The organism is Haloarcula sediminis (assembly GCF_035656455.1).
In the GTDB taxonomy this organism is placed as follows: Archaea; Halobacteriota; Halobacteria; order Halobacteriales; family Haloarculaceae; genus Haloarcula; species Haloarcula sediminis.
The window spans coordinates 1-23,334 of the sequence record NZ_JAYMGA010000003.1 but is presented as its reverse complement, the minus strand read 5'-3'; the positions used below and the strand labels follow the sequence as shown (position 1 = coordinate 23,334).

23 protein-coding genes are annotated in these 23,334 nt (G+C 67.3%); 15 read left to right on the top strand and 8 right to left on the bottom strand.

The window, feature by feature from the left end; translation table 11 throughout:
• Positions 1-21 precede the first annotated feature (21 nt).
• Complete coding sequence (locus VJ162_RS06750; RefSeq protein ID WP_324663249.1) at positions 22-198, bottom strand: hypothetical protein; 177 nt, start codon at positions 196-198, stop codon at positions 22-24.
• Between the two features lie 42 nt (positions 199-240).
• Complete coding sequence (locus tag VJ162_RS06745; protein WP_324663248.1) at positions 241-552, bottom strand: hypothetical protein; 312 nt, start codon at positions 550-552, stop codon at positions 241-243.
• 84 nt (positions 553-636) lie between these two features.
• Between VJ162_RS06745 and VJ162_RS06740 the strand changes: the two genes are divergently transcribed.
• Positions 637-1,431 carry a hypothetical protein gene (locus tag VJ162_RS06740; RefSeq protein WP_324663247.1) on the top strand — a complete coding sequence of 265 codons (795 nt, stop codon included), beginning with the start codon at positions 637-639 and terminating at the stop codon, positions 1,429-1,431.
• Between the two features lie 117 nt (positions 1,432-1,548).
• Here VJ162_RS06740 and VJ162_RS06735 read toward each other — a convergent pair whose 3' ends face one another.
• A complete protein-coding gene (locus VJ162_RS06735; RefSeq protein WP_324663246.1) occupies positions 1,549-5,451 on the bottom strand; it encodes a PAS domain-containing protein in 3,903 nt (1,300 codons plus the stop codon).
• A 141-nt stretch (positions 5,452-5,592) separates the two neighbouring features.
• On the opposite strand from VJ162_RS06735, the gene VJ162_RS06730 reads away from it, so the two are divergent.
• Positions 5,593-6,516 (top strand): sulfide-dependent adenosine diphosphate thiazole synthase, encoded by a 924-nt coding sequence (locus VJ162_RS06730; protein WP_324663245.1) that lies wholly within the window; start codon positions 5,593-5,595, stop codon positions 6,514-6,516.
• 195 nt (positions 6,517-6,711) lie between these two features.
• The gene (locus tag VJ162_RS06725) at positions 6,712-7,227 is read left to right on the top strand and encodes an HTH domain-containing protein (RefSeq protein WP_324663243.1); all 516 of its coding nucleotides are present in this window, start codon (positions 6,712-6,714) and stop codon (positions 7,225-7,227) included.
• A gap of 11 nt (positions 7,228-7,238) precedes the next feature.
• Here VJ162_RS06725 and VJ162_RS06720 read toward each other — a convergent pair whose 3' ends face one another.
• Genes VJ162_RS06720 through dcd form a run of 4 tightly spaced genes read right to left on the bottom strand, consistent with a single transcriptional unit; the run spans position 7,239 to position 10,620 of the window.
• Positions 7,239-8,444 (bottom strand): hypothetical protein, encoded by a 1,206-nt coding sequence (locus VJ162_RS06720; protein WP_324663242.1) that lies wholly within the window; start codon positions 8,442-8,444, stop codon positions 7,239-7,241.
• A 32-nt stretch (positions 8,445-8,476) separates the two neighbouring features.
• Positions 8,477-9,124: a class I SAM-dependent methyltransferase gene (locus VJ162_RS06715; protein ID WP_324663241.1), complete on the bottom strand. Its 648-nt coding sequence runs from the start codon at positions 9,122-9,124 to the stop codon at positions 8,477-8,479.
• A complete protein-coding gene (locus VJ162_RS06710) occupies positions 9,121-10,017 on the bottom strand; it encodes a thiamine-phosphate synthase family protein (RefSeq protein ID WP_324663240.1) in 897 nt (298 codons plus the stop codon). Before VJ162_RS06710 ends, VJ162_RS06715 begins: the two co-directional genes overlap by 4 nt.
• A gap of 15 nt (positions 10,018-10,032) precedes the next feature.
• A complete protein-coding gene (dcd, locus tag VJ162_RS06705; protein ID WP_324663239.1) occupies positions 10,033-10,620 on the bottom strand; it encodes a dCTP deaminase in 588 nt (195 codons plus the stop codon).
• 152 nt (positions 10,621-10,772) lie between these two features.
• Between dcd and pth2 the strand changes: the two genes are divergently transcribed.
• The 3 genes from pth2 (at position 10,773) to psmB (ending at position 12,607) form a co-directional block, all read left to right on the top strand.
• On the top strand, positions 10,773-11,111 hold the full coding sequence (gene pth2, locus VJ162_RS06700; protein ID WP_324663238.1) for a peptidyl-tRNA hydrolase Pth2: 339 nt from the start codon (positions 10,773-10,775) through the stop codon (positions 11,109-11,111).
• 69 nt (positions 11,112-11,180) lie between these two features.
• A complete protein-coding gene (gene psmA / locus VJ162_RS06695; protein ID WP_324663237.1) occupies positions 11,181-11,915 on the top strand; it encodes an archaeal proteasome endopeptidase complex subunit alpha in 735 nt (244 codons plus the stop codon).
• The gene (gene psmB, locus VJ162_RS06690) at positions 11,915-12,607 is read left to right on the top strand and encodes an archaeal proteasome endopeptidase complex subunit beta (protein WP_324663235.1); all 693 of its coding nucleotides are present in this window, start codon (positions 11,915-11,917) and stop codon (positions 12,605-12,607) included. Before psmA ends, psmB begins: the two co-directional genes overlap by 1 nt.
• A gap of 22 nt (positions 12,608-12,629) precedes the next feature.
• Here psmB and VJ162_RS06685 read toward each other — a convergent pair whose 3' ends face one another.
• Complete coding sequence (locus VJ162_RS06685) at positions 12,630-12,788, bottom strand: hypothetical protein (RefSeq protein ID WP_324663233.1); 159 nt, start codon at positions 12,786-12,788, stop codon at positions 12,630-12,632.
• 157 nt (positions 12,789-12,945) lie between these two features.
• On the opposite strand from VJ162_RS06685, the gene VJ162_RS06680 reads away from it, so the two are divergent.
• The 9 genes from VJ162_RS06680 (at position 12,946) to VJ162_RS06640 (ending at position 23,023) form a co-directional block, all read left to right on the top strand.
• Positions 12,946-14,292: an MFS transporter gene (locus tag VJ162_RS06680; protein WP_324663232.1), complete on the top strand. Its 1,347-nt coding sequence runs from the start codon at positions 12,946-12,948 to the stop codon at positions 14,290-14,292.
• A 333-nt stretch (positions 14,293-14,625) separates the two neighbouring features.
• The gene (gene truD / locus VJ162_RS06675; protein WP_324663231.1) at positions 14,626-15,993 is read left to right on the top strand and encodes a tRNA pseudouridine(13) synthase TruD; all 1,368 of its coding nucleotides are present in this window, start codon (positions 14,626-14,628) and stop codon (positions 15,991-15,993) included.
• A gap of 289 nt (positions 15,994-16,282) precedes the next feature.
• Positions 16,283-17,014 (top strand): DUF2103 domain-containing protein, encoded by a 732-nt coding sequence (locus tag VJ162_RS06670; protein WP_324663230.1) that lies wholly within the window; start codon positions 16,283-16,285, stop codon positions 17,012-17,014.
• Between the two features lie 153 nt (positions 17,015-17,167).
• Complete coding sequence (locus VJ162_RS06665; protein ID WP_324663229.1) at positions 17,168-17,479, top strand: 50S ribosomal protein L37ae; 312 nt, start codon at positions 17,168-17,170, stop codon at positions 17,477-17,479.
• Positions 17,480-17,499: 20 nt separating this feature from the next.
• Entirely contained in the window at positions 17,500-17,634 is a 135-nt protein-coding gene (locus tag VJ162_RS06660; protein ID WP_166968497.1) for a DNA-directed RNA polymerase subunit P, read from the top strand.
• A gap of 70 nt (positions 17,635-17,704) precedes the next feature.
• On the top strand, positions 17,705-17,950 hold the full coding sequence (locus VJ162_RS06655) for a KEOPS complex subunit Pcc1 (RefSeq protein ID WP_324663228.1): 246 nt from the start codon (positions 17,705-17,707) through the stop codon (positions 17,948-17,950).
• 58 nt (positions 17,951-18,008) lie between these two features.
• Positions 18,009-21,506 (top strand): PAS domain S-box protein, encoded by a 3,498-nt coding sequence (locus tag VJ162_RS06650; RefSeq protein WP_324663227.1) that lies wholly within the window; start codon positions 18,009-18,011, stop codon positions 21,504-21,506.
• 98 nt (positions 21,507-21,604) lie between these two features.
• Entirely contained in the window at positions 21,605-22,009 is a 405-nt protein-coding gene (locus VJ162_RS06645; RefSeq protein WP_324663226.1) for a DUF7344 domain-containing protein, read from the top strand.
• Positions 22,010-22,186: 177 nt separating this feature from the next.
• Positions 22,187-23,023: a bacteriorhodopsin gene (locus VJ162_RS06640; RefSeq protein WP_324663225.1), complete on the top strand. Its 837-nt coding sequence runs from the start codon at positions 22,187-22,189 to the stop codon at positions 23,021-23,023.
• Positions 23,024-23,334 lie beyond the last annotated feature (311 nt).

Here is a 23,334-nt window from a genome sequence, read left to right as displayed (position 1 = left end):
AGCTACCGCCGCGGGGCTGGATCACTTCGCGAAGTAGCTGGTGAACAGCCCCGAGAAGAAGCCCGAGATGCCGGCGGCAAGCGCCATGTCCGAGAGGTCCCACGGGCCGTCGTCGTCGTCGGCCATCCAGACCGTGATAGCGACGCTGAGTACGAGCGAGACGATTCCGTTCACGAGATGTTCTTTCCACTGGCCCATGCCTGGATTGTACACGCCGAACTGTTTTGATGGTTCCGCCGGCTACCCGTCACAGCAGACCGTATACCGAACGTCGCTGTCCAGCAGCGTCCGGACCTGCTCGGTCACTTCCCCGACGGTCTCGAAGGGGCCGAACTTGCTCACCGTTGCCCCGTCGGCCGCGAGTTCCAGCGTCCAGTGGTCTGCGCCGTCCGGGCCGTCGCGGCGCCGGGCGAGGAGCCGTCGGTCGGGCAGCGAGACGGTCACACAGTCCCCGGCGTCGCCGGTGACGCTCCAGTCGGCACCCTCACTGAGGCGGTCCGCCACCGCCGTTTCGAGTCCGGCGCGGAGGTCCTCGTCGGCTGTCGCGGTCATACTCCGGACTCGGCGCTCGCCGGGCTAAACCGTTGTGCTCACCGGGCGAACCCTTCTTGTCCTCGTGTCCCCTCCGTCGGTGTAATGCCCGTCTATCCCTCGGTCCGCGACCACGCCGTCTCCCTGTGTGAGCGGGCCGGCTACGAGGTGACGGTCCGGCCAGAGCGGAGCCTCGACGGCCCGCCGGCGCTGGCCGACCCGACCGGCGACGCCGTCGGTCTCGTGGAGCCCGAACAGCCCCGGCCCGTCGCCATCGAACCGCTGACCGAGGCCGACATCGGCCCCGCGGGGCTCGTCCCCCGGTTTGCCGACGCCTTGCGCGAGGACCGCGACTGCCTCTTCGTCGTCCCCTCGACCGAGGACACCGGGACGACGCTCACACAGGTCGTCGCGACCGTCCTGGGCGAGCCGGCCTGTGTCGCCGCCGACGGGCCCGACGGACGGCAGTTCTACACGGGCCCCGACCGGGTCCCGCTGTCGGACGGCAGCTACGCCTGTGCCCGCGCGCCGGCGTCGGACCTCCAGTGGCGCGAGGTCCGGGTCGACGAGGGCCGGCCCCGTCTCGAACTGAGCGTCGGCACCGAGGTCGTGGCCGTCTTCGAACACGTCGACGCGCTCGCGGCCCCGGAACGCCACGCTTTCCGGCATGCCTACCGCCGGGCCGACGACGGTCGCTTCGAGGTGACCGAGAACGGCGAGGTCGTCGAACGGTTCCCCGGCCCGACGGCGATGCGCCGGGGCGGGTTCGCGCCGGTCCCGATGCCGCTCGTCCCGGAACACCTCCTGCCCGAGGGCGCGGCCCGCTCCCGGTGGGCGGTCTGCCAGCCCGACGGCGGCGCGGACATTCTGACCGAGGCCGGCCTGCACGCCTGGGCCTAGCCATCGCCGGCGCGCCATCTTCCCCGGTCACGTCGCCCGGTATGCAGCGTCGGGGCGTTCACAGCGAGCGACCGGTCCCAGGTGAACGCGAGGCTCGGTGACAGTACGGGCGACTGGCTATGCCACTCCGAACTCGAACCGCGCGCCACCGTCAGTGCCGTCCGTCACCGCAACCGTCCAGTCGTGTGCCTTCGCGATGTCGCTCACGATGGAGAGGCCGAAGCCGGTTCCGTTATCGCTGGATGTGACGCCGTGGTCGAACACCGCGTCCTGCCGGTCAAGCGGGATCCCCGCCCCGTTATCCTCGACGTAGAACCCCTCGCCGTTGCCTAGCTGGCCGACGGTAACGTCCACGTCGTAGCCGCCGTGTTCTATCGCGTTTCGAAAGAGGTTCTCGAACAGCTGAATCAGACGGCCATCGTCGCCCGCGACCGCTGGGACATCGTCGAGAACTGTGAGGGTAGCCTCGTGCGTATCGACGTATCCCCACGCCTCGGTCGCAACAGCGCTGATCTCTATGTCGGTTGGCTCCGTAATCGTCGTTTCACCCCGCGCCAGCGCGAGCAGGTCGTCGATGAGCCGTTCGATACGGTCGTGGGCGTTCTCGATCTTCTCGAAGTGGTCCGGGTCATGGGTCTCCTGTACGATGTCGGTAAAGCCGATGGCGACACCCAGCGGATTCCGAAGGTCGTGGGCCACGACGCTCGCGAACTGGTCGAGCCGCTCGTTCTGTCGCTGGAGCTGTGTCTCCCGGTTTGCACGGCTAAACGCCGCCGTGACCGTCGAGCCGAGCATCCGAGACAGGTCGATATCCGTGTCCGAGAACTGCTGTTCGGATTGTGTCCCGACACCGAGGAGGCCGAACTCGGCCAGCGGGACAAAGAGGCCGCTATCGAGTTCCGCCTCGGACAACTCCAGCGATGTCTCCGACAGGATATCGTCGTACACTCGGAGCTCAGACTCTTCGAACGACTCCCAGCCCAGGCTGTCGCTGGTGCGCAGCTGTGGCAGCTCACCGAACAGTTCCGTCGTGATGGTACCCGCAGCGAGCGGGTCCAGCGTGTCGGTCTGTTCGTTATACTGCCAGAGGGCCGTGAGATCGAAGCCGAGTATCTCCTCCGCCGCCGTCACGGCAATCGACCCGACCTCTTCGCTTGATTGCGCTCTGCTGAGTCGCTGTGCGGTCTCCTGCAGCGAGCGGAGTTTCCGTTCCAGCTGTTTCTGTTCAGTAATGTCTTCTAACACCGCCAGGATGCTCGTAACGTCACCGTCGGGCCCGCTGACCGGGGCGACCGACAGGAGCAGGTCAAGCTCTTGGCCCTGCTTTGTCTCCCGCTGTATCTCCTCGCTGCGGATTTGCTCGCCGCTCAACGCGCGCTGACGGTAGGATGCGAACTCGGCCGTTTTCTCCTCCGGGACCATCGGATTGAACTCCCCGAGTATCTCCTCGCGTGACCAGCCGAACATCCGCTCTGCCTCGTCGTTCCAGCGGGTGATGTTCCCGTCGGGGTCGATTTCCATGACGGTAAGGGGGGTGGTTTCGATGAGCGACTCCAGGCGCTGGTTCGTCGCCTCGAGGTCACGCTCGCGCTCGACCTGTTCGGTCACGTTCCGCGCGATACCGACCAGTCGGACTATCTCCCCGTCGATGATGACTGGGGCGAGACTCGTGTCCCAGAACCGCGCGTCGTCGTCGATCTCCAACTCTTCACGGTACGAGATCGGCTCGCGCTGCTCGACACACCGGCGATAGTTTGACTCGATCGACGCCCCCACCTCGTCCCCGAAGACCGCTCGCGGTGTCTTCCCGCGGACCGCTTCAGTTGTGAGCCCGGTCTGTGCTTCGTATCCCGGGCTGAGTCTGCTGAACTCGAAGGTCGGCGACTCGCCGTCCGGCTCGACGTCGAGCAGGAATATGGCGTCTCCGGAAGTTTCGAGCAGGGACTCGTACTCTTCTGCGAGCTCTCTGCGTTCGCGCTCGTTTTCCTTCTGCGCCGTGATATCCTGTATAACCCCCCGTAATATGCTGCTGTCCCGCTGGGGGCCGTCGACCCGCTCTCCCTGCGTCCGTACGTCGCGAACGGCACCGTCGCGCCGGACGATTCGCAACTCGAGGTCGTACGGGTCGCCGTCTTCGATAGCCCGCTGGACGGCCGACTGTATCGTCGCTCTATCGTCCGGGTGGTAGAACTCGACGCCGTCCGCGAGCGACGGTTCGTAGTCGTCGTCGACGCCGTGAAGCTGCCGAACCCCGTCGGACCAGTGGAGTTCGCCCGACTGCGGGGCGAACTCCCAGATCCCGATGTTCGCCGTCCTCTGGACGCGCTTAAACAGGAACTCCTGGCGCTCTAGCTCCTGTCGGTCTCGGTCTCTGGATATCTCTGTGGCCGCGAGCTGGGATACCAACTCGACGAACGTCCGTTCGAGCGCCCCGAACGGGGCGACCCGCGTCGTTGGGCTCGAGAAATTGACCGTCCCGTAGTGGGTCCCGTCTACTACCAGCGGCACACCGATATACGACTCCAGCTTGAACTCCCGGTATGCCGGATGCGTTTTCTTCCCATCGGCGACCGCATCGGCGAACGCACAGAGCTCTTCCTCGGCGACCACTTCCGCACAGTACGTCGATTCGATGTCGAACCGGTCGCCGGCGTTCATGTCGGCCTCTGGCGCGTGGACCGCCTTGATAGTGTAGTCGCTGTCCTGGATGTGGGAGATGATGCCGATTTCGAGACCCAGCGTTTGACAACCGACTTTCAGGAGTTCTTCGAGACGCGTCTCCGCTGAGAGATCGCTGTCAGCCATGACGGCCTGGAGTTCCTGCAGTGCATCCCGCTCGCGCTCTAGCTGTCTGGTGGCTTCACTCTGGTCTGTCACGTCCCGAGCAACGACGAGGATATGATCGCCACCGGGACGCTTGACTGGCGTCGTGCGCACGTCGAGTGTTCGCTTCCCGTGTCCGGTTTCGAACTCGAGTTGCAGGTCCGAATCGTACAGCTCGGCGACACCGCCGTCGCTTTCGAGTTGCTGGAGCGACGAGCCGATGGCCTTCGAGAGCCGCTCCGTGCCGGCTGCAGACACCCGGTCGCTGACAACGTCGGTCAGCAGGCGCCCCTCCAGCTCCTCGTCGTTGTCCCGCAGAAGCAGCCGGTCCGCGGCCGAGTTCGAGAACTGAACCACGCCTTCCGGGTTGACGGTACAGACGATGTCGTGGATGTTCTGGAGAATCGTCTCACTGCGCTCGAGCTCCAGTTCGCGCTCCCGCTCGGTCGTGATCTCACGTGAGAAGACGGTCAGCCCGTCCTCGTCGGGGAAGACGCGAACCTCGACCCAGTAGTTGAACGGCTCCCCGAGACGCTGCTCGAACGACACCGAGTCACCCGTCTCCATCGCCGTCCGGTACCGCGTTTCGAGCTCGGTTCCGACAACCGACGGAAACTCCTCCCACAGTGTGTTGCCGACGGCCTGTTCCGGGCTACGGTCGACGCGCTGTGCCATCTTCTCGTTCATGTACTCTATGCGCCACTCGTCGTCGACCGCGTAGATCGCGTCAGTTGCCCGTTCGAGCGTCCGCCGGAACCGGTTGGACATCCGCTCGGCGACCTCTTGGTCACGAGCCGCCTCGACGAGTGTCCGAATTCGGCTGCCGAGAATCGAGAAGCTGTCTTCAGTCGCGTGAATCGCGATATAGTCGAGCTCGTTCGACTCCGTTGCCTCCCTCACTACCCGCTCGCTGTCGCGGCCGGTAAACAGTATCGCGGGGGTGTCATACCCCTCGGCTCGGACGGTCCTGACGAGTTCGATACCGGTTCCGTCCGGCAGCGAGTAACAGGTGACGACACAGTCGATAGATGAACTCGAAAGCTGCCCGAGGGCTTCCCCGGTATCGCTGACTGTCGTGATCTCGAAGTCGGGGCGACTGTTCGCTAGCTTCGTCCGTACCAACTCGGCAAACTCGGCGTCGTCGTTTACATAGAGGATATGCATCGACGCGGGCTCGTCGATACCCTTGCTGGTCATTACACCCGGTTCGTGTCGTATGGTAATCAATCATCTGCAGCAAATATTACGTTTGATACCGCTGCTCTGTCCGCTCCGACGGGGCGGGACAGTTCGGACACCGCAACAACTATTTACCACTCCTGAATACCACTAGGTGGTATGAAGGACTTCGACCAGTTCAGCGACGTCGGCGAGGCGGAAGTCACACGCGCTATCGGTCAGGAGTGGACCGAGGAGTTCATGGACTACTCCGACACGGAGGTCATCATCATCGGCGGCGGGCCCTCGGGGCTGATGGCCGCGAAGGAACTCTCCGAGCGCGGCGTCGAAGTGATGGTCGTCGAGAAGAACAACTACCTCGGCGGCGGGTTCTGGCTCGGCGGCTTCCTGATGAACAAGGTCACCGTGCGCGACCCGGCACAGGAGATTCTGGAGGACCTCGACGTGGACTACCTCCAGTCCGACGAGAGCGACGGCCTCTACGTCGCTAACGGACCCGAGGCCTGCTCGGGGCTCATCAAGGCCGCCTGCGACGCGGGCGCGAAGATGCAGAACATGACCGAGTTCACCGATATCGTCATCCGCGAGGACCACCGCGTCGGCGGTATCGTGATGAACTGGACGCCGGTCCACGCGCTGCCCCGCGAGATAACCTGCGTCGACCCCATCGCCGTCGAGTCCGACATCGTCATCGACGCGACGGGCCACGACGCGATGGCGGTCAAGAAACTCGACGAGCGGGGCGTCCTGGAGGGCGAAGGGCCCGAGGCCGGCGACACCGGGATGGACCAGACCGGCGGTGACACCTACGGCGCCCCGGGTCACGACTCGCCCGGTCACGACTCGATGTGGGTCGGCGAGAGCGAGGACGCCGTCGTCGAACACACCGGCAAGGTCCACGACGGCCTCATCGCGACCGGCATGGCGACGGCGACGACCCACGGCCTCCCGCGCATGGGCCCGACCTTCGGCGCCATGCTCGTCTCGGGCAAGAAGGCCGCCCAGGCTGCCCTGGACGAGCTCCAGGTCGACGCGCCCGACGTGTCGCTGTCGACGAGCGGCCCCGCCCCGGCTGACGACTAGCGCGGAACCGAGCAACGCGAGGTGCCTCGGCGAAGTCGAGCGGGGAGCGCAACGACCCGCGAGACCAACTCCCAGCTACTACCCCGGCTTTCGCCCGCTCGCCGTGGATGACATTATTCGTATTGAAGTACTTATACCACGATAATACGCACACTTTTGAGGTTATAGCGGCAATACATGAATGTTTAGTACACTATGTCGAACAAAAGAGAACAGGCGGACGAACACGACGTGCGCGATGACACCGGCGGCCTCGTCGTCGACCTCTGGGTCAGGCGACCGGTGTGTGGGCCCCGGACGACGGTCATCGACCGGCTGAGTACGTTGCGGGGGGCCGGTGTGCTCGACGACTTCGACGTGACGACCTGGCCGGAGGAGATCCCCCTGACCGGGGACAACCGGCAGGCGGAGTTGCTGGAGATAATCGAGTCCTACGAAGCGTGGGCTGCCGACCGCGGGCTGAGCCTGCGGCCGCCCTTCGAGACGCGGACGGCCTCGCTGCTGGTCGGCGAGGGCGAGGACGTGCTGACGACGCCGATGCTGCTCGCGGCCGCCCGCGAGGACGGTGATCTGGTCGGTATCTACCCCTGTACCGACGGAACGAAGACGTGGACGATTCCGGAGTTCCTTGATGCGCTGGAGGCCGACGCGGAGCGCCCGTCACCGGGGACGGACGACGGCTCGGCACAGACGGAAGGGACGACGACCTGAGTGGGCCGGAACTACGCCCCGACGCCGACCCTGACGTTCCCGTCGGTCCCGCTCACTGTGGCCCGCTCGACGAACGCGGGGTCACCGAAGACGAGCGCCACGGTTTCCTCGTCGATCGGCTCGACGCGGAACGTCCGGGGACTGTCACTGTCGCGGGCGTCGGCATAGGTTGAGAGCGCGGCGTCGAGTTCGGCGGCCTCGCTCGCGCTGTCCCAGCGCAGCACCCACGCCCAGCCGTCGCGCTCCTCGTCGGTGGCGTGCCGGTAGATCGTCAGCCGGTCGTTGCCCCAGCCGGCCGCCGCCGAGGCCGCCCGATCGCGGTCGAGTTCGGTGTCGAGGGCGCTCCGGGTGGTCATCTCGCCGAGCGTGTTGTTCCCGAGATACGCCCAGTCGCCGCTCCCTGCTCCGGCGGTCACGTCGAGACTCGCCGGCGGCTCATCGGCCCGGGAGTAGTTGTGGATGACCTGCTCGGTCGTTCGCGGATAGCGCTCGTAGGCGGCCGAGAGGTTCGCCGGGTCGTCGATGCGGTGGTCGACGTACTGGCTCCCGAAGACGTACGGCGCCAGCGCGGAGCGGTGCGTCGCCGAGCCGTTGCGGTAGAGAGCGTGGGCGTACGCGGAGTTGCTCCGGATATCGAGATAGCGCTCGGTGTAGGCGTCGGCGACGAAGACGGCGCCGCCCTCGACCAACGACCGGCGGGCCTTTAGCCGGTCGGTAGTCAGCCGCGGCTCGCGCAGTTGCCCCCGCCACGGCAGCATCGCCGTCCGGTACTGCACGAGGTGGGCGTACTCGTGGGCGAGGACCCGCTCGGTCTGTGCCGGCGCGCCGTCACCGGGATGGATGTACACCGCACCGGCGTTGGTCACCCCGGTCGGCTCGCTCCGGTCCGTCGAGACGTTCCGGAAGCCAAGCGCCCGGTTCAGCGGCGACGCGCCCACCTGCCCGACGTGTCGCTCGCTCAGGTTCCACACGCGCACGGGCCAGGGGTCGGCGTCGGTGTCGGTCAGCGCCTGGACGCGGGTGAACGTCCGTGTCGCGTTGACCGGCAGCGTCCCGTTCTCGACGGTGACTCCGGACCCGACCGACTCGCCGGTGTCGGTCGCCTGTGGACGACTCGCAGTTGTCCCGTCCGGTCCGCTGGTCGGACCGCCGGGACACCCCGCGAGGACGAGGAGGGCGGCGACCGCCAGGGTCGTCAAGACGTTGTCGGCTGCCATACAACAGTGGACTGATACCTGAAATAAAGTGGTTACTGTCGGTCGCCGCCGGGCACGGTCCCCGAGACCAGCCCGAGGAAGCCGCCGCCGAAGGTCTCGTAGCGCCGGTCGACCGTCCGCTCGGTGAGCCGTCGGCGTGCGGCCGCCACCCGCCGCTCGAAGGCGTCGGCGTGCGAGTCAGTCGAGAGCCGCGCGCCCGGCGCCGAGAGTCGGACAAACCCCTCGAAGGCGAGGTTCAGGGGGACGGCGTCGCTGCGCTGGAAGTTCAACAGCGCGACCCGCCCGCCCGGGACGACACAGTCACACCACGCGTCCACGACAGCCGCGGGGTCCGGAAAGAGCCCGGCCACGAAAGTCCCGAGTACGGCGTCGACGTTCCGCACCGGCGGGCGGGTGGCGTCGGCGCGCAGGTAGTCGACACTGGGGCCGGTGCGGTCGGGGTGTCGCCGCGCCGCCCGGAGCATCTCGCGGGTGATGTCGAGTCCCACGACCTGCCCCGTGGGGCCGACCCGCTCGCGTAGCTCGGGGACGTTCGCGCCGGTGCCACAGCCCATCTCCGCGACGGTGTCGCCCGGCGACAGGCCCAGCGCGTCGACCGCGCTGGCCCGCCACGACCGCAGGCCGGGGAGCCTGGCGAGACGGTCGTAGACGGTCGCCCACCGTTTGTAGAACTCGCTCACAGAACGTCCCGCGTCCACTCGGCCACCGTCACCGCGTCCGGGCCGAGCAGGTAGACCACGGGCTCGACGCCCATCCCGCCGGTCTGGTAGACCACGTCGACCTCGGGGTCGTCCGCGAGTGCGTCGGCGATGGCCGGCTCGATGGCTGCTTCGGCGTCGAACTCGGCGGCGGTGTGGCCCGCCGCAACGAGTGACTCGACGACCGACTCGTCGTAGCGGACGTTCAGGGCCGCCCGCGCCGGGCTGCCGGCCGCCCGGGCGGCAAGCACCACCGACGCGACGTGTTCGCTCACGCCGAACTCGGGCTCGGCGGGGATGGTCGCCCGCCCCTTCACGTCCAGAATCCGGCCCGGCACGGCGGCCACGTCGTCGATGCCATCCCCGTCGGGCAGGGCCTGGACGAGGTTCGAGCCGACCGCCGGGATGAGCGTCGCGAAGCCGCTGGTGTTCTCCAGGACGCCGAGCCCCCGCCGGACCGACGACAGCGTCCGTTCGGCGGCCCGGAGCCGGGAGTCGGGGTCGTGGACCGCGAACTCGCCGTCGTAGTCCGCCAGCTCGGGCACAGCCGCCTCGTGGAGCCGGGCGAGCACGCCGCCCTGTTCGAGTTCGCGGACGAACACCTCCGCCTCGACCAGGGCCTGCACGGAGCTCATTTCCCCGCTTGCCAGTCCCTCAGCGATGCGCTCGACGAGTTCGGTCAGGCCCCGGTGGTCGAGCAGCTGCTCGTTGCGCTCGACCTCGCCGTGGACGTACTTCGAGACGGCGCTCTGGCTGATGCCCAGCAGGTCGGCGACCTCCGACTGGGTGAGGCCGCGCTCGCGCAACGCCTCGGCGAGCAGCGAGCGAAACGTCGGGAGGAACTCGTCGACGACTACCTCCTCGATGAAACGCATGTTACCGGTCGCCCCTCATTGGTCGCCTCCAAACTCTCTGTCACCCTGTATCTTGCTCGCCTGTGGCCCGGACTGGTCCTGGTACTTCGAGCCGCGTTCGGCGCCGTAGGGGCGGTCCGCGGGCGTCTTCAGTTCGGTGAAGGTGAGCTGTGAGATGCGCATTCCGGGCGTGAGCGCGACCGGCGCGGTGCCGAGATTCGACAGTTCGAGCGTTATCTGGCCCTTGTACCCGGGGTCACAGAGCCCCGCCGTCGCGTGGACCACGATGGCGAGTCGGCCAAGCGACGACCGCCCCTCGACGTGGGCGATGAGGTCGTCGGGAATCTCGACGCGCTCGTGGGTCGTCCCGAGCACGAAGTCGCCGGGATGCAGGATGTACTCGCCGCCCTCCTCTATTTCGGTCAGCTCGACGTACTCGTCGACCTCCTGTTCGGCGTTGGGGTGGATACAGGGGATGTTGGCGTGCTGGAACTCCAGGAACTCCCGGCCCAGCCGCAGGTCGACGCTGGCGGGCTGAATCTGGATGTCGGGGTCGTCGAGCGGTTCGACGACGAGGTCGCCCGCCTCCAGCCGGCGCAAGATGTCCGCATCGGAGAGTATCATTGTCCGTGTTAGCGACGTGGGGGACCTAAAGTACCCCGTCTCGGTCGTGGCTGTCCGACCCCGTTGCTCACCCGACCGGTAAGTGCCCTGTGGTACGTGCAACCGCGGCGGGACTCCGACGGGGGTTTATGTACCGGTCGCTATGTATGGGTATGAAGCAGGCCATCGTGGCGCGGGCCGACATCGGTATGGGTGAGGGGAAACTCGCCGCCCAGGTCGCCCACGCATCGCTGTCGGCCTACGAGGACACTGGTCGACAGGCCCGCAAGTCCTGGAAGGGCTCGGGTCAGAAGAAAGTCGTCCTCAAGGCCTCGGGCGAGTCCGAGCTGTTCGAGCTCGCCGACGCGGCCGAGCGCGCTGGCCTGCCACATGCTGTCGTCAGGGACGCCGGCCACACGCAACTGGAGCCCGGCACCGTCACCGCACTCGCGGTGGGGCCAGGCGAGGAAGACGCGGTGGACCGAATCACTGGCGACCTCTCGCTGTACTGAGGGCGGCGAGGGCCGATGTGGTTATATACCGGAAACACTAACCTCAGGTGAACAACAGAGTACACCACAATGCAAGGAAACGAACAGCAGGCCTACGACCGCGGGATAACCATCTTCTCCCCGGACGGACGCCTCTATCAGGTCGAGTACGCACGAGAGGCAGTCAAACGCGGCACCGCGAGCGTCGGCGTCCGCACCGCCGATGGCGTGGTGCTGGCCGCGGACCGCCATGCCCGGTCGCCGCTCATCGAACGGGACAGCATCGAGAAGATCCACGAGATCGACGACCACGTCGGCGTCGCAAGCGCCGGTCACGTCGCCGACGCCCGCCAGCTCATCGACGTGGCGCGTCGTCAGGCCCAGGTCAACCGCCTGCGCTACGACGAGCCCGCCAGCGTCGAGTCGCTGACCAAGGAGGTCACCGACTACATCCAGCAGTACACCCAGACCGGCGGCGCGCGTCCCTTCGGCGTCGCGCTGCTCGTCGGCGGTATCGAGGACGGCGAACCGCGCCTCTTCGAGACGGACCCCTCGGGGACCCCCTACGAGTGGCAGGCCGTCGCTATCGGCGGCTCCCGCGAGGACATCCAGACGTACCTCGAAGACGAGTACGCCGAGGAGATGGACCTCGAGGCCGGCGTCGAGCTGGCCCTGCGAGCCCTGGCCTCGGTCAACGAGGACGGGCTCGACGCGACGGGCGTCGACATCGCCACCATCGACGTCGAGGACCAGCAGTTCAGCAAGCTCGCCGAGGACGACATCGCCGACCGGCTCGCCGAGTTCGAACTCGGAGGTGACGAATAATGTACGACCCCGAGAACCGACTCACCGACGCCTACGAGCCCGACGTGGGCACCATCCCCTCGGACGACGAGGGCCGCGACGAGGAGAACGTGACCAAGACCGGGACGACCACTGTCGGTATCTCCACCGAGGACGGCGTCGTCATCGCGACGGACCGGCGGGCCTCGCTGGGTGGCCGCTTCGTCTCCAACAAGAACGTCCAGAAGGTCGAGCAGATTCACCCGACTGCGGCCATGACGCTGGTCGGCAGCGTCGGCGGCGCCCAGTCCTTTATCCGCTCGCTGCGCTCGGAGGCGAACCTCTATGAGGTCCGCCGCGACGAGCCCCTGTCGATTCACGCGCTGGCGACGCTCGCGGGTAACTTCGCCCGCGGCGGCCCCTTCTTCGCCATCAACCCCATCATCGGCGGGGTCGACGAGGAGGGCAGCCACGTCTACAGCGTCGACCCGGCCGGCGGCGTCCTGCAGGACGACTACACCGTCACCGGCTCCGGGACGATGGTCGCCACCGGGACCATCGAGGGCAACTACGACCCCGAGATGAGCGTCGAGGAGGCCCGCGCGCTGGCCATCCGCGCCGTCGAGGCTGCGGCCGAGCGCGACACCGGCTCCGGCAACGGTATCGTGCTGGCCGAGGTCACTGACGAGGGCGTCGACATCGACCGCTTCGACGACTACGCGTCGGCGGAGTAAGCCCTCGCAGTTCGTTTTCGCGCTATCGCGGCACGTCGACCCAGCCGGAGATCCACGCGTCGTCGGCCTCCGGGAGATACGCGACCGTAACACCGCCGAACTCCGCTATCTCGACGGCGCTCGTTTCCCACCAGTCGGTCGATTCCCGCTCGCCGTGTTGTGCGCTATCGCGTTCGGCCACGTGGCGACACCTGTCCGACAGTCGCCGCGGGACCGCCCTCGTTATACCCCACCTAAACCGGCCCGGTCCAGCGGTTCATAGCTCTCTATAGCCCTCGATAGCTCCGCTCGCGCCGTCGTTGGTGGGTATAAGTACGTGCCGGCACTTGGGTTCGACAATGGCCACCGACCGAACCGAGGGGGAGGTCGACCCCCTCGACTCCTTCCGGCAGTTCTTCGCCCTGGAGCGGGACGTGCTGGTCCTCTCGCTGTCGATGCTTGCCTTCTCGCTTGCCTTCCAGATGACGAGCCGCTACCTGCCCGAATACATGCGCGTCCTCGGTGCGAGCGCGAGCGTCATCGGGCTCTATGGCAGCGTCGGCAACCTCATCAGCGCCGTCTACCCCTACCCCGGCGGCGCGGTCTCGGACCGGCTTGGCTCCCGGTTCGCGCTGACGGCCTTCGGCGTGCTTGCGACGCTGGGCTTTGGCGTCTGGTATCTCGCCGCCGTCGTCGGCAGCGTCACCGTCGGCCCCCTCTCGCTGCCCGCCTGGCTGTTCGTCTTCGTCGGGCTCTTTCTCGCCCAGGCCTGGAAGTCCTTCGGGCTGGGTGCGACGTTCGCTATCGTCAAGCAGTCCGTTCCGCCCGACCGGCTGGCGATGGGCTTTGCCAGCACGGAGGTGTTCCGCCGGCTGGGCTTTCTCGTCGGCCCCTTGCTTGCCGCGGGCCTGCTCGCCGCGACAGTCGGCTTCCTCGATGGCTTCCAGCTGGTCTTGCTCGTGGCCATCGGCTTCGGCGCCGTCGCCACCGTCGCCCAGCATCTCCTCTATGACGCCAGCGAGGACACGCTCGGGAAGTCCTTCGAGGGGGTCTCCCAGGTCCTCACGGACCTCCGGGAGATGCCCGCGACGCTGCGCCCGCTGCTGGTCGCCGACACGCTCGTCCGCTTCGCCAACGGGATGGTGTATGTCTTCTTCGTCATCGTCGTCACCGACTTCCTCTCGGTTGGGTTCACCGGCTTCGGCTTCGACCTGCGGCCCGACGCCTTCTTCGGCGTGTTGCTCGGCGTGGAGATGGTCGTCGCCATCCTCTCGATGGCGCCGGTCTCGAAGCTCGCAGAGTACGCCGGGCTCAAGCCAGCCGTCGCGCTGGGCTTTTCCGTCTATGCCCTGTTCCCGCTCTTGCTCATCTTCGCCCCCGCGAACCAGTGGGTGCTGCTCCTCCTGTTTGCCTACTCCGGCCTGCGATTCGCCGGCCTCCCGGCCCACAAGGCGCTCATCGTCGGCCCCGCACAGGCCGACGCCGGCGGCCGCGTCACCGGGAGCTACTACCTCGTCCGGAACACGCTCGTCATCCCCAGCGCCGCCCTGGGCGGGTGGCTCTACGGCGCCGACTGGGCGGTCGACCTCGGCGGCTTCGTCCTGCAGGCCGGCCCGCAGCTGGCGTTTGCCGTAGCGACCGCTGTCGGCGCCCTCGGGGTCGCGTACTTCGTCGTCTTCGGGCGGGAGTTCGAACCCTACGAGTGATTTCAGCAGGGAGGTCGACCCGTACGAGTCGCCATCGGCCGGGAGCGAGCTGCGTGGCGCCGCCACGCACGAGCGACCCGGGGGAGGGCAGGCTTCCCGTGGACTACCTGGTGGACTGAAAGGGCGAGGCCAGTTCCGGGACCCCCGGCGACGTAAGCACTGCAGGCCGCGGCGGGGCCGAAGCGCGCAGCGAGCCGCGGGACCGGAACTGGCCGAGGGCTTTCCCGGTCAGGTCGAGATCACCGACGGTGCGGAATCAGCGTGGCCCGTTTTTGACAGTCGTGTCACGCACAGAACGCCAACCCTAAGCGCTGTCCGACGAACACTCGGGCAATGCGCGAGGCCCATCCCATAGAGCGGACCGTCGGCATGGCATACTACGTCAGCGACGCCGACGGCGTGGGCGGCCACCTGCGGGCGAGCCCCGAGGACTTCCGCGTCACGGAACTGGAGTCGTTCGACACCGCCCCGGTCGACGCCGATACCGGCGGCTACCCGCATCTCGTCTTCCGGGCTGAACTTCACAACTGGGACACAAACGACTTCGCCAGCGCCCTCTCGGACAAGCTCGGTATCTCCCGCGAACGCGTTTCCTGGGCCGGGACGAAGGACAAGCGCGCGGTCACCCGACAGCTGTTCTCGGTGAAGGGCGTCGGTCCCGACGACCTCCCGGAACTGGACGGCGCCGAGGTCGAGGTCGTCGGCCGCGCCGGCCGCCCCATCCTCTTTGGTGACCTCGCCGGCAACGCCTTCGAGATCGTGGTCCGGGATACCGACGCCCCCGACAACGCCGCTGCGGTCTGCTCGGACCTGCGGGCCTTTGCCGGCGGGGGCGACGCCGATGCCGACACCGCGGCGCTCCCCGACGACGCCGTCACCGTTGCTGTCCCGAACTACTTCGGCCAGCAGCGCTTTGGCTCGCGCCGGCCAGTCACCCACGAGGTCGGCCTGGCTATCGTCCGCGAGGCGTGGAAAGAGGCCGTACTCGCCTACGTGGGTAATCCCCACGAGCGCGAACCCGAAGACACGCAGGCGGCCCGCGCGTACGTCGACGAGACCGAGGACTGGCAGGGGGCTCTGGAGCGACTGCCCCGGGCGCTGGGTTACGAGCGGTCGATGTGTCACAAACTGGTAGACAACGGCGGCGAGACGCCGGCGGACTTCCGCGAGGCCGTCGAGACCCTTCCCACCAACCTCCAGACGCTCTTTGTCAACGCCGCCCAGTCCTACGTGTTCAACCGGATTCTCTCGGAGCGGCTGGCGCGGGGCCTGCCCTTCGACCGGCCGGTCGAGGGCGACGTGGTGTGTTTCAAAGACAGCGAGGCGCCGGAGGACCTCCCGCTGCCCGACACCGACAGGATTCAGCGCGTCACGGAAAAGCGCCTGCGGACCGTCGAGCGCCACTGCGAGCGGGGCCGCGCGTTCGTCACCGCGCCGCTGGTCGGCACCGACACGGAGCTGGCCGACGGCGAACCCGGCGAGATAGAGCGCGAGGTACTCGACGACGTGGGACTGGAACCGGGCGATTTCGACCTGCCCGGCGAGTTCGATAGTAGTGGAACGCGGCGGGCGGTGCAGGTCCGGACGGACCTGGGTGTGCGTCGGGACGGCGACGCTCTCACCTTCGAGTTCGCGCTGCCCAAGGGCAGCTACGCCACCGTGTTGCTGCGGGAGTTCCGCAAGAACGACCCTGGGACGTAGTTTTGGGCTAATCGACCTACTGATTCACTGTACCCATCTCTCAGAGCCAGAAAGCCCCGGCGGGCTGAACTCGGGGGGCTCGCTGTGCCCTTCACTCGCTGCGCTCGTTCCAGTGCTTACGTCGCCCGCCTTCGCTCAGCCCGCCGCCCCTTTCAGTCCCACCCAGCACTGTTTGACCAGCCGGCATGGGCGGGGCTTTCCGGCTGTTTACACTGGCGCTCCGGTGACTGACTGGACGCACGACTGAGAACCGCCTCGCTTATCCACCGGAGCGTCCCTACAAATCGACATGGACTGCCGGCAGTGTGCGAGCGAACTCGACCGCCCGGGCGATTACTGCCTGGTCTGTCGCACTGCCAACGCCGACGCGGTCGTGCTGGAACTCGAACGCGAGCGGGCGACGGTCACCTGTCTGCTGGACGGCGAGGCCGTCGGCGCACGGACGGTGACGACGACACCGGAGGGCGAGGGCAGCGACCAGCACGCGGTCGTCGAGCTGCGGAACTTCGCCGGGCTCGTGGCCGACGAGGTACAGCGGAAACGGCCCGAGGAGGTGTATGTCACCGGCGACCGCGCAGTCATCAACGCCGTCCGGGGGCAACTGCACCACGAGTTCTTCCGGGTGAAAGGCGACGACCCCGTCCAGCGGGTCATCGACCGGCAGGGCGAGCCCGCCCTCGAAGTCGTCGACGCGGCGCCCGAGTCGAAACTGGGCGGGAGCCACTCGACGCTCATCGGGGGGCGGGCGGGACAGCGGGTCATCTACACCGTCGCCGGCCATCCACACGTCAAGAAGGTCATCCCGGGGCCAATCGACGCCGGCGGGGCCTCCTCGCCGACGGGCGTGCGGGCGAAAGCCACCCGCGCGGACGCCAACGGCAACGTCCGCGTGCTCATCCGGGACGGCTCCAGCGTCCAGGAGAACCGCGTCGTCACGACGGCGGGCGACCGCGAACTCGGCGAGCACGTCCGGGCGGACCTCAACGAGGCGCTTGTCGAGGCCGAGCTACAGGACGAGTGAGTCAAGCGGCCGGGTCCTCCACACACGCCGGGCCGCCGGCTGTTCGGGCGAATTCGGCGGCAGTACGCCGTCCATGGCACCGCGGGCGTTCGCCGTCGAGCCCGTTAATCGCTGTGACTGTGCCACGCGGCGAGCCGCTATCTCGAAGGGCTTATGTGGCCGCTGGGCCGACAAACGGGTACTATGGCTAGCAAGAGCGGAAAGACCGGCAGCTCCGGCCGATTCGGCGCTCGCTACGGTCGTGTCTCCCGGCGGCGCGTCGCAGAGATAGAGGCGGAGATGAACGAGGACCACACCTGTCCGAACTGCGGCGAGGACAAGGTCGACCGCCAGGGCACCGGCATCTGGCAGTGTGGCTACTGCGACTACAAGTACACCGGCGGGAGCTACAAGCCCGAGACCCCCGGTGGCAAGACGGTCCGTCGCTCCATCCGCGCCGCACTCGCCGAGGACGACGAGGAGTAACGCGTCCGGTATCCCCTGATATGAGCTACAAGTGTTCACGCTGTAAGCGCGACGTAACACTCGATGAGTACGGTGGCGTCCGCTGTCCGTACTGTGGCCACCGCGTGCTGCTGAAGGAGCGCTCGCCCGACGTCAAAGAAATCGACGTCAAGTGATACGGACCGTTGTAGCCCGTCTCCAGCTGGTGTGGTCGGCACACATCAGCGAACCACTGCAACAACCCGTATGACGCCATCCCACCGGACTGTTTTCACGCTGGACTATCCGGACGAGTCGGTCGCTCGTCGCGTCGAGCGCAGCCTCCGGCCGGAGGTCGGCGACATCGACGGGGACCGCACGACCGCGCAACTGGCTCGCGAGGGCGCAACGCTGCGGGTGACCGTCGCGGCCGAGGACCTCGTCGCCCTGCGGGCCGGGTGTAACACGTGGCTGACGCTGGCGTCGGTCGCCGAGGCGGGCTCTCAACGTTGACGCCACCGATACGCTATAGTTCGTCGGCGCTGTCGGTACTGCTATCACCGGACGACGGATGACGAACGATTCAACGAGCCGCGAGCTGATAGTCGGCGGCACGGACATGCCCTCGCCGAGCGACGCAGCCGAGGTACTGTACGTCGACGCCGACGCGGCGGTCCGCGAGCGGACGCGGGCCGCGATGGCGGACCAGCGCGAGGACCTCTCGGTGGCGAGTGTCGGCACCGTCGAGGCCGCGATGGAGGTCGCGGCGGTGACGCCGCCGGCCTGTCTGGTCGTCGACCCCGCCGGGCTGGACGACGTCGGACCGCTACTGGAGACCGTCGACGCGCCGGTCATCGTCTATACGGACCGCGACCCGACGGCGCTGGCCGACGCGCTGGCCGACGCGATGCGGACGGTCGTCGAGAAAGGGGCGACGGACCGCGGGGCCTTCCTCGCGGAGAAGGTCGTCAGCACGGTCGATACCCCGACCGAACGGAGCGAGTACGCGCTCCAGCAGGCCCTGGCCGGCGTCAGACGGCAGGCCGAGACCGGCCAGGCCGTGTTTCTCGTCGATGACGGCGATATCGTCTGGTCCAGTATGTCGCTGGTCGCGCTGGTCGGCACCAGCGACCTCCCGGCGACCGACGATATCTACGAGCAACTCGCCACTCTCTGTGCGGACCACAGCGGCGTCACCACCGTCGAACAGTTCAGTCAGGACCCGCCGGAGCCGGCGACCATCCGGACCGGGGCGGCGGCCAACGAGCGACACCTCCTCCTGCAGCGGTATCCGCTCCGGGAGATGGCGGGGGCGACGACGCTCGTTCTGGTCAGGGACGTCACCGAGACGGCCGGACGCGACGCCCGCCTTTCGATGCTGGAACTGCTGACCGAGCAGGCACAGGACGGGCTGTACACTCTCGACGAACGGGGCGTGATCGACTTCTGTAACGAGTCGTTCGCGAGGAACCTCGGCTACGAGCCGTCGGAACTGCGGGGCGAACACGCCGAGCGGACGCTGGCACCGGGCGAACTGGAGAAAGGCCAGCGGACCATCGCGGAGCTGCTTGCCTCCGAGTCGGACAGCACCACAGTCGATCTGACCTTCCAGCGCAAGGACGGCACCGAACGGGAAATATCGATCCACTACACCCTGCTGTACGACCGACACGGCGACTACAGCGGCCTGATGGGTGTCACCCGCGACATCACCGACCGCATCGAGCGCGAACGGGAGCTAGAGCGGCGCAAGGAGCTGTTCGACGGGCTGGTCGATCACTTCCCCAACGGCGCGGTCTTCCTGTTCGACGACGAAAGACGGTACACGATGGCCGGTGGCGACGAGCTGGAGCGTGTGGGTGTAGACCCTTCGGAGGTGCTCGGGAAGCGGCCCGTCGAGGCGTTCCCGCCGGAAAACGCCGACCGGCTCGAACAGGCCCACCGGGACGCTCTGGCGGGCGAGACGAGTTCCCTCCACGCTACTGTCGCCGGCCGGCACTACGATGTTCAGACCATCCCGATACGGGACAGCGACGGCGCGGTCGTCTCCGGGATGGCGCTCGCCCAGAACGTCACCGAGCGCGTCCAGCGGGAACGGGAACTCGAACAGTCGAACACGCTGTTGTCGACGCTGTTTGACGCGCTCCCGGTCGGTATCCTCGTCGAGGACAGCGAGCGGAGCATCCTCGCCGCGAACCAGCGGTTCGTCGACCTGTTCGATGTCGAAGAGTCGCCCGACGACCTCGTCGGGACCCACAGTCTCGACACTGCCGAGGCCGTCGCCGACCAGTTCGCCGACCGGACGGGGTTCCTGACGGCGTTTGACCGGTTCGCCGACCGTCGCGAGCGCCGGCTCAACGAACACCTCGAACTGGCCGACGGGCGCGTCGTCCAGCGCAGTTACCTCCCGGTCGACCTCCCGGCCGGGCCGGCGAACATCTGGCTCTATCGGGACATCACCGAACGAAAGGAGCGCCAGCGCGAGCTCGAACAGACGACCGAGCGGCTCGAACTCGCCCTTCAGGGGGCCGAACTCGGCGTCTGGGACTGGGACGTCGAGAGCGGCGACGTCACCTTCGACGAGCGCTGGGCCGGAATGTTGGGCTACGACGTCGCGGACATCGAACACCGCCTCGAGACGTGGGAGGAGCTGGTCCACCCCGAGGACTTCGACCGGGCCTGGGGTACTATCGACGCCCACCTCTCGGGCGAGACGGACACCTACCACTGCGAATACCGGATGCGGACACGGGCCGGCGACTACCGCTGGATACGCGACATCGGCCGCGTCGTCGAGCGCGACGACGGGCGGCCCCTGCGTGCCGTCGGCATCCACCGGGACATCACCGAACGAAAGGAGCGCCAGCGCGCACTCGAGACACAGCGCGACGAGCTGGCGACGCTCGCACAGGTCCACGGCCTCATCCACGACGTTATCGGCGCGCTCGGGTCGGCGGCGACCCGGTCCGCCATCGAGGAGACGGTGTGTGACCACCTCGTCGAGTCCGACCTCTACCAGTTCGCGTGGATCGGCGAGCGCGAGGGGTCGAGCACGCAACTCGGGGCTGCAACCGTCGCCGGGGACGACGACAGCTATCTCGACATCGTCTCAGAGCGCTCCGCGGCCGACGACGTGACCCCCGGGGCGGAGGCGATCCGGACCGGCGAGACCCAGGTCGTCCACGATATCGAGACCGACGACTGCGTCGCCGCGTGGCGCGACGCGGCGCTGGCCCGGGAGTTCCGCTCGGCGCTTATGGTCCCGCTGTGCCACGACGAGGCCATCCACGGCGTTCTCGCCGTGTACGCGAACCGGCCCGAAGCGTTCAGCGAGCGGGCCGTCGAGGCCTTCACCGTGCTGGGTGAGATGGTCGGGTTCGCGTACACGGCCGTCCAGAACCGGCGGCTGCTGGCTCACGACCGCGTCGTCGAGATGGAGTTCCAGTCGACCTCGCCCGACGCCTACCCGCTGGGCGTGGCCGCGAAACACGACTGTGTCTTCCGCAGTTCGGGTAGCGTCGACCTCGGTGAGGGGGTCCTGGCCTATCTCTCCGTCGAGGGAGCGCCCCCGGCGGACACGCTGGCCGACCTCCTCGACCACGAACTGGTCCCGGACGGGCGGGTTATCCGCGCCGACGGGGACAGCGGTGTCGTCGAACTCAGGGTGGCGGACTCGTACTACTCCGTGCTTCTCGACGTCGGCGTCAGACCGATCGACATCGTGGCGGACGGCGAGGTCCTCACTATCACTGTCGAGGCACCGCCCGACGCCGAACCCCGAACGATACTCGATACACTGTCGGAGCACGCGCCCGGCTTCGAGCTGGTGGTCAAACAGTCCCGGGACCGACAGCCGACAGCCGCCGGCGACAGCGCCTCTCTCAGGGGGGAGCTGACTGACCGACAACTGGAGGTGCTCCGTTCGGCCTACCTCGCCGGGTACTACGAGTGGCCCCGGGATACGAACGCCGAACAACTGGCCGACACGCTCGATATCGCTTCGTCGACGCTGCACCAGCATCTCCGGCGGGCCGAGCGCAACCTGCTGGACAGGATACTTGATAGCTGAGGGACCACACTGCCTAGTCTATTCGGACAGTCGACACTAGCCTAAATGTCTAGGTGGTCTGTTGATATCCCTGAGGGCCGTTATCACGACATGCGAGAATGAGCGACCAGCAAAACGGCCCACGCGCTGACCAGTGGCGTGGGATGACTCCCCAGGACCGCGGCCTCGACACGCCGATGATAGACGACGTGTTCGAGGCGCTGTCGGACTGGCGGCGGCGAGCGGTCTGTCGGTATCTCGTGACGTGCGAGGACACCGGTGTCGATGTCGGGACGCTGGCCGCAGCCGTCGCCCGGCGGGCCCAACAGAGCGGAGTCGCTGACTCGGACGCCACCGTCGAGGCCATCGAGCAGGCCCTGGTCGAAACGCACCTGCCCGAACTGGACCGCATCGGCCTGCTCGACTTCGACGAACGGAGCCGCGCCGTCCACTACTGGGGGCAGGCCACCGTCGAGAAGTGGGCCGAACACGCCGAAGCCGTCAGCCGGTGTGGAGAGTTCTGACAACCCCGGTCCCTGCCGGCCCTCCACCACGCACGGACCGAACCGACGGGCGTCACGATATCGTGCCCGATGGCGCGAGACTGTTCCGAATTGGGCGTTTTCGAACCGAACATCCAACAGCCGTACCTATAGGGTTTGGGTGGGTGAATTTAAGGGCTCGCTGTCATCTTCAAGTACATGCTAGTACCAACGGCGGCAACGGCAGCACTGCTTCAGGCCACCCAGGCGGCGGCCGTAGACGCGATACAGAGCGACGTGTTGCTGTCGTCGTCCCTCTGGATCAACATCGCGCTCGCCGGCTTCGCCGCGCTCCTGTTCGTGTATATGGGCCGGAACGTGACCGACTCCCGGGCGAAGTTCATCTTCGCCGCGACGCTGATGATTCCGCTGGTCTCTATCTCCAGTTACACCGGGCTCCTCTCGGGGCTGACGGTCGGATTCATCGAGATGCCGGCCGGTCACGCGCTGGCCGGCGAGGAAGTGATGAGCCAGTGGGGTCGCTACCTCACCTGGACGCTGTCGACGCCGATGATACTGCTTGCGCTCGGACTGCTGGCGAAGGTCGACACCCCCGATCTCTTTACCGTCATTGCGGCCGACATCGGGATGTGTGTCACCGGGCTTGCGGCCGCGCTCGTCACCTCGTCGTACGCCCTCCGGTGGGTGTTCTACCTCATCAGCTGTGCCTTTTTCGTCGTGGTGCTGTACGCCGTCCTCGTCGAGTGGCCCGACTCCGCCGCCGCGGCCGGGACCGACGAGATATTCGGCACTCTCAGGGCCCTGACCGTCGTGCTGTGGCTCGGCTACCCGGTCATCTGGGCGCTGGGCGTCGAGGGACTCGCACTTGTCCAGAGCGTGGGTATCACCTCGTGGGGCTACTCGGCGCTGGACATCGGCGCGAAGTACGTCTTCGCGTTCCTGCTCCTGCGCTGGGTCGCGGCCAACGAAGCGGTCGTCGCCGAGTCGGGCGTAACTGCGGACCCGGAGGCGGGCGCCGCCGCTGTCGACGACTGACCGTCGTCCCTGTTTTCGCCGGGCCGGCCTACCGCGGCGAGGAGACGATTCTGCTGGTGATGGATACCAAAACAGCGCGCCCCGAAGGGGCCTCAGGCTCAGACGCCGACGGTCTCGCAGGGGCGTGCAAGACTCGCTTCGCTCCCGCCGCTGGCCCAACGCCTTCGGGGCTCGCGGGCCGTCCCGCCCCGCTTACCTCATCGAGGTTCTTCTCTTCGGTCAGAACCTCGCACCCTGTGGCTCAGCCGTTGGGAGCCCGCGGGAACGCCGGCCGACTCGCGCCGCTCGTCGGGCAGCGCCGTCTCAGGGAG

What these genes read in the sequence shown, in the direction of transcription:
- VJ162_RS06660 (WP_166968497.1), top strand. Translation starts at nt 17,500, where the DNA reads ATGAGCTACAAGTGTTCACGCTGTAAGCGCGACGTAACACTCGATGAG.
- VJ162_RS06665 (WP_324663229.1), top strand. Translation starts at nt 17,168, where the DNA reads ATGTGGCCGCTGGGCCGACAAACGGGTACTATGGCTAGCAAGAGCGGA.
- VJ162_RS06740 (WP_324663247.1), top strand. Translation starts at nt 637, where the DNA reads ATGCCCGTCTATCCCTCGGTCCGCGACCACGCCGTCTCCCTGTGTGAG.
- VJ162_RS06750 (WP_324663249.1), bottom strand. Translation starts at nt 198, where the DNA reads ATGGGCCAGTGGAAAGAACATCTCGTGAACGGAATCGTCTCGCTCGTA.
- VJ162_RS06720 (WP_324663242.1), bottom strand. Translation starts at nt 8,444, where the DNA reads ATGGCAGCCGACAACGTCTTGACGACCCTGGCGGTCGCCGCCCTCCTC.
- truD (WP_324663231.1), top strand. Translation starts at nt 14,626, where the DNA reads ATGCGCGAGGCCCATCCCATAGAGCGGACCGTCGGCATGGCATACTAC.
- VJ162_RS06640 (WP_324663225.1), top strand. Translation starts at nt 22,187, where the DNA reads ATGCTAGTACCAACGGCGGCAACGGCAGCACTGCTTCAGGCCACCCAG.
- pth2 (WP_324663238.1), top strand. Translation starts at nt 10,773, where the DNA reads ATGAAGCAGGCCATCGTGGCGCGGGCCGACATCGGTATGGGTGAGGGG.
- VJ162_RS06710 (WP_324663240.1), bottom strand. Translation starts at nt 10,017, where the DNA reads ATGCGTTTCATCGAGGAGGTAGTCGTCGACGAGTTCCTCCCGACGTTT.
- dcd (WP_324663239.1), bottom strand. Translation starts at nt 10,620, where the DNA reads ATGATACTCTCCGATGCGGACATCTTGCGCCGGCTGGAGGCGGGCGAC.
- psmB (WP_324663235.1), top strand. Translation starts at nt 11,915, where the DNA reads ATGTACGACCCCGAGAACCGACTCACCGACGCCTACGAGCCCGACGTG.
- VJ162_RS06730 (WP_324663245.1), top strand. Translation starts at nt 5,593, where the DNA reads ATGAAGGACTTCGACCAGTTCAGCGACGTCGGCGAGGCGGAAGTCACA.
- VJ162_RS06650 (WP_324663227.1), top strand. Translation starts at nt 18,009, where the DNA reads ATGACGAACGATTCAACGAGCCGCGAGCTGATAGTCGGCGGCACGGAC.
- VJ162_RS06745 (WP_324663248.1), bottom strand. Translation starts at nt 552, where the DNA reads ATGACCGCGACAGCCGACGAGGACCTCCGCGCCGGACTCGAAACGGCG.
- psmA (WP_324663237.1), top strand. Translation starts at nt 11,181, where the DNA reads ATGCAAGGAAACGAACAGCAGGCCTACGACCGCGGGATAACCATCTTC.
- VJ162_RS06670 (WP_324663230.1), top strand. Translation starts at nt 16,283, where the DNA reads ATGGACTGCCGGCAGTGTGCGAGCGAACTCGACCGCCCGGGCGATTAC.
- VJ162_RS06680 (WP_324663232.1), top strand. Translation starts at nt 12,946, where the DNA reads ATGGCCACCGACCGAACCGAGGGGGAGGTCGACCCCCTCGACTCCTTC.
- VJ162_RS06645 (WP_324663226.1), top strand. Translation starts at nt 21,605, where the DNA reads ATGAGCGACCAGCAAAACGGCCCACGCGCTGACCAGTGGCGTGGGATG.
- VJ162_RS06735 (WP_324663246.1), bottom strand. Translation starts at nt 5,451, where the DNA reads ATGACCAGCAAGGGTATCGACGAGCCCGCGTCGATGCATATCCTCTAT.
- VJ162_RS06725 (WP_324663243.1), top strand. Translation starts at nt 6,712, where the DNA reads ATGTCGAACAAAAGAGAACAGGCGGACGAACACGACGTGCGCGATGAC.
- VJ162_RS06655 (WP_324663228.1), top strand. Translation starts at nt 17,705, where the DNA reads ATGACGCCATCCCACCGGACTGTTTTCACGCTGGACTATCCGGACGAG.